Source organism: Robertmurraya sp. DFI.2.37 (assembly GCF_029211245.1).
Taxonomy (GTDB): domain Bacteria; phylum Bacillota; class Bacilli; order Bacillales; family Cytobacillaceae; genus Robertmurraya; species Robertmurraya methanolica_A.
Genome location: NZ_JARGEJ010000105.1, coordinates 1 through 4,874, shown reverse-complemented (window position 1 = coordinate 4,874; position 4,874 = coordinate 1). Strand labels below are relative to the sequence as shown.

Annotated in this window: 6 protein-coding genes; 2 read left to right on the top strand and 4 right to left on the bottom strand. The window is 38.3% G+C overall.

Going from position 1 to position 4,874, the window contains the following annotated elements; all coding sequences use genetic code 11:
* A partial coding sequence (locus PZE06_RS25270; protein WP_275791656.1) for an IS3 family transposase occupies positions 1 to 87 on the top strand: 87 nt, incomplete at its 5' end.
* A gap of 87 nt (positions 88 to 174) precedes the next feature.
* On the opposite strand, the gene PZE06_RS25265 is transcribed toward PZE06_RS25270, so the two are convergent.
* The 3 genes from PZE06_RS25265 to PZE06_RS25255 all read right to left on the bottom strand — a co-directional run bounded on the left by PZE06_RS25265 (position 175) and on the right by PZE06_RS25255 (position 4,090).
* Entirely contained in the window at positions 175 to 1,347 is a 1,173-nt protein-coding gene (locus tag PZE06_RS25265) for a sugar ABC transporter permease (RefSeq protein ID WP_150917756.1), read from the bottom strand.
* A gap of 14 nt (positions 1,348 to 1,361) precedes the next feature.
* Positions 1,362 to 2,882, bottom strand: a complete 1,521-nt coding sequence (locus PZE06_RS25260; RefSeq protein WP_150917753.1) for a sugar ABC transporter ATP-binding protein — start codon at positions 2,880 to 2,882, stop codon at positions 1,362 to 1,364.
* A 92-nt stretch (positions 2,883 to 2,974) separates the two neighbouring features.
* Complete coding sequence (locus PZE06_RS25255; protein WP_150917750.1) at positions 2,975 to 4,090, bottom strand: sugar ABC transporter substrate-binding protein; 1,116 nt, start codon at positions 4,088 to 4,090, stop codon at positions 2,975 to 2,977.
* A 270-nt stretch (positions 4,091 to 4,360) separates the two neighbouring features.
* Between PZE06_RS25255 and PZE06_RS25250 the strand changes: the two genes are divergently transcribed.
* A complete protein-coding gene (locus PZE06_RS25250) occupies positions 4,361 to 4,720 on the top strand; it encodes a Lin0512 family protein (protein WP_150917747.1) in 360 nt (119 codons plus the stop codon).
* A 69-nt stretch (positions 4,721 to 4,789) separates the two neighbouring features.
* On the opposite strand, the gene PZE06_RS25245 is transcribed toward PZE06_RS25250, so the two are convergent.
* Positions 4,790 to 4,874: IS3 family transposase (locus PZE06_RS25245; protein ID WP_275791704.1), on the bottom strand; the 85-nt coding region annotated here is incomplete at its 5' end.

Genomic DNA, 4,874 nt, shown 5'->3' with positions numbered 1-4,874 from the left:
ATGGTTTACTATAACAACTATCGATATCAGTGGGACTTAAAAAAGATGACCCCTATTCAATATAGGAATCATCTTCTAGTTGCTTAATCTCTTTTTTTATTGTGTCCTTGACATAGGTGCCAGTTTACTCTTGGATACTCTTTTCTACTCGCCAAGAGCGTTCCCAGCGCGCTTCTATCTCTTTTTCCTCGTCATCACATCAAATATTACCGCTCCTGCCAATACTCCGCCCCTAATCATATATTGATAGGAAATACCAACACCGAGCAGATTCATCCCATTCGTAAGAGAGGCCATCACAATCGCCCCGATGATCGCTCCTGTCACTTTGCCGACGCCTCCCGCTGATGAGACACCACCTACATACGCAGCAGCGATAGCGTCAAGTTCAAATAAGGTTCCAGCCGTAGTTGTAGCTGACTGCAAACGCGAAGTAAAAAGAATTCCTGACAGCGCTGCAAGCATTCCCATGGAACCAAAGACAATATAAGTGATTTTCTTTACGTTAATTCCACTTAAATGGACCGCTTCTGGATTGCTTCCAACTGCATAAATATGCCTTCCGAGTACGGTCTTTGTCGAAAGAAAATGATACACGATGACGACTAATAACATAATAATGATCGTCCATGAAAAACCATTATAACCTGCTAAAATCCACGTGATATAGGCAATAATGGCTGACATAAAGAGCAATTTTAATATAAATATATTTTTTGAGACGACTTCAAATTGATATTTAATTTTATTTTTGCGATTGGAAATTTCACTATAAATATAGATAATAATCCCAAGCAAGCCCACAATTAAAGAGAGAAAATGCAAGCCGTTTATTTGAAAGAGTGAAGGAATATAGCCATTGCCAATTGCATTAAATTTATCATCCTGGATGATAATCGTTCCTGTTTTTTCTGTCACCTGAAGCAAGGCGCCTCTAAAAATCAGCATCCCCGCCAAAGTTGCGACAAATGCCGGAATTCCAATACTGGCCACTAGTAAGCCATTGAATAAACCAATCACAATTCCTAACGCGAGAATAATGGGGATCGTAACAAAAACGGAAACTCCTGCTTGCGTAAGCAAGATAGCAGCAATTGCCCCTAGAAATCCAGCAGCGTAGCCCACTGATAAATCAATGTGGCGAATGACAATCACAAGCGTCATACCTACAGCTAAAACAGCAATATATCCGGCAGAATCAAGAAGATTACTAATGTTTCGGGAAGAAATAAACAAACCATTTGTCATGATCGTAAAAGTAAGGATAATCACAACCAGGGCAATGTACATTCCGTAATCGCGAATATTATCCTTAATCAAGTTTTTTGCTTCATTAATCGTATTCATCGTACTGATTCCTCCTATTGCGTAGCGAGCTGCATGATCTTTTCTTGTGTAGCTTCCTCACTTGCAAGCTCCCCTTTTATTTCTGCCTGGGCCATAACGTATATTCTGTCACTCATCCCTAACACTTCGCCCAATTCTGAGGAAATCATAATAATACTCATTCCCTCACTTATTAATTTGTTCATTACGGAGTAAATTTCAAATTTTGCTCCAACATCAATCCCACGTGTTGGTTCATCCAGTATTAAAAGCTTGGGACTTACAAATAACCATTTTCCTAGAGAAACTTTTTGTTGATTACCTCCACTTAAATTCCCAACACTTTGTTCAACAGAGGATGCCTTAATATATAATGATTTTCTGTATTCATCAGCAATTTTTATTTCTTCATTATCGTTAATTAAACCATTTTGCGAAATCGCTTTTAAATTAGAAGCGGAAATATTATTTTTAATATCTTGGCTTAAGAAAAGCCCATCCCCCTTTCGATCTTCGGTTACATAGGCAATCCCCGCCTTGATCGCTTCACTTGGATGTTTGAATTCGCGATGGGTGCCATTAAAAATTAACTCCCCCTGAAGCTTATACCCCTTGGCATTTCCAAAAATGCTTAAGGCAAGTTCTGTTCTGCCTGACCCCATTAATCCTGAAATACCAACTATTTCACCTTCATCAACATGCATGTTGATATTTTTAACAATATCTCGACCTAGCTGCGGATCATACGCGGACCAATTATGCAATTCTAAAATTTTCTTGCCTTTTTTTTGCTCCGGTCTTTTAGGATAAATATCATTTATCTCCCGACCAACCATATTTTTAATAATCACAGCCTCAGTAATTTCATCTTTTGCACTATCTAAAGTACAAATGGTTTGCCCATCGCGAAGGACTGTTGCTCTATCGGCAATATGGATAACTTCCTTCAATTTGTGGGAAATCATAATGCAGGTAATTCCTTGTGATTTTAATTGCTGCAACAAATTCAATAGATTTTCACTATCATCTTCATTTAACGCTGCTGTCGGTTCATCTAAAATAAGAAGCTTAACATTTTTACTTAACGCTTTAGCAATCTCAATTAGCTGCCTTTTGCCCACCCCTAAATCCTTTACAAGCGTGTCTGGATTGACATCCAACTTAACCTTATTTAACATTTCCTTCGCTTGGACGATCGTTTGATTCCAATCAATAACTCCGCCGCGCTTGACTTCATTACCAGCGAAAATATTCTCATAGACCGTGAGATCTGGAAACAACGCTAATTCCTGATAGATAATCGCGATACCTGCTTTCACACTATCACTGATTTTATTAAATGTTTGAATTTGTCCTTCAAATACAATATCACCACTATATGTCCCGTATGGATGAACGCCGCTAAGCACTTTCATTAAGGTTGATTTGCCCGCACCATTCTCGCCAATTAAACAGTGAATCTCTCCCTTCTCCACTTTAAAATTGACATCACTAAGTGCCTTAACTCCACTAAACTCCTTGGAGATCTGGTTCATTTCTAAAATATAGTTCTGCAACCTTAGGTCCCCCCAATCAATCACAATCTTGGAAATGGGAATAGTGATAGACGAATCTATCACTATTCCTCAAGCAACATTTATGGTCGAGCTTATAAACCTGTAAATTCACTTGCTTCATAATACTCGGAATCTATTAATTCCTCTTTTACATTTGCTTGATCGACAACGATTACATCTGTTTGTTTCGCTTTTACTTCAATTTCACCATTATCATAGGTACCAGTTGTCTCAGGCGTTTTTCCATCGAGAATATCCACTGCCATTCCCATTGCATCCGTGACTAAAGTTCGAACATCTTTAAATACTGTCATCGACTGCTTTCCGTCAATAATATATTGAATCGAAGCCTTCTCAGCATCCTGACCAGTAATGATATAGCTTGAAATCTCTGAATCTGCTGCAAAAGTATCAGCAATGGAACGAGAAGTGCCATCATTTGGTGCAAGAATGGCAACATCCCCTTTCATATCAGCCCCCGCTGCAGTAAGATGTGTCTGTGCTTTATTTATCGCTTCATTAGGGTCCCAGTTAGTCGTGACCTGACCGAGAATTTTACTCATCTCATCACGAGTAAGCTCAGGTTTATCTTGCAAAGCAATCGCTTCACTTGAGTTGGCAATTTTAAATGTTCCATCAGCAATTTTCGGCTGAAGAACACTCCATGCCCCCTCAAAAAATAGAAACGCATTATTATCCGAGGCTGCACCGGCATATAAATAGAGAGGTACACCCGAACCATTTGTATTGTCGACTAAATACTGGGCTTGGGCGGCACCAACAGCAATACTATCGAACGTTACATAATAATCAACTGCATCTGTATTCGTAATTAAACGGTCATAGGCAATTACCGTTACACCATCTTTTTTCGCCGCTTCAACCGCAGCCCCTGCTGCTTCGCCATCATGCGGGCTAATAATTAACACATCAATCCCTTTATTTAATAAAGTTTCAACATTTTCTTTTTCCTTAGCAGAAGAACCTTGGCTAAACAAAATCTCCGTTGTATACTCAGAATCAGCTAGAGCATCCTTGAAACGTTGTTCATCTTGAACCCATCTCGGTTCATCCTTTGTTGGCAAAACAATCCCCACGCTTACACCTTTACTGCTACCACCAGTGCTACTGCTGTTACATGCAGCTAAAAAAGCAACAACAAAAAACGCAACAAATAAGAAAGAAATGACTTTAAACCCCTTCATCATAAAACTCCTTTCATTGACCAATTTTTATTTGGCTTCGTTATTGGTTCATTCTTTGTGAAATCAGGGTATCGAATGAGCGAAACATCACTACTATGATTTAACAAAGCCTTTTTTAATTACAACTAGATTATATCCCTATAACCCATTTATGAAAGCGCTAACAAATAGTAATATTTTGATTACTTCCTATACTTTTTTAACCTTTTATTTAACAACTGCCTTTAAAAAGAGGTAATATAATACTGAAAGCAAAGGAAGGGAAGAGGATATATGGAAAGATTAATGTTTATAGAAACTGGCATGGGAATTGATGTCCATGGTCAGGATATTACGACAGCAGCTGTACGGGCAATAAAAAATGCGATTCATTTTAACTCGATGCCAGGAATTCGCTCAGTTTTGCCAGATAACAGTCTCGATAATATGAAAGTGAATGTGAAGCTAGCTGTCCCATGCGATAAAGACAAGCTCAATATTGAGGAAGTGAAAGCTACATTACCATACGGACAAGTCACAGTAGAAATTATGGATGGTGGCATGCTTACTACTAGTGGAATTGTTCTTGAAGAAAAGGGCGATAAAAATGATTTAATGTACATAGTTATCGCTTCCGTTGAGGTTGGTTATTAATTTGATAATAAAAAAGGAAGAGGAGAAAATAAACTGGCACCTATGTCAAGGACACAATAAAAAAAGAGATTAAGCAACTAGAAGATGATTCCTATATTGAATAGGGGTCATCTTTTTTAAGTCCCACTGATATCGATAGTTGTTATAGTAAACC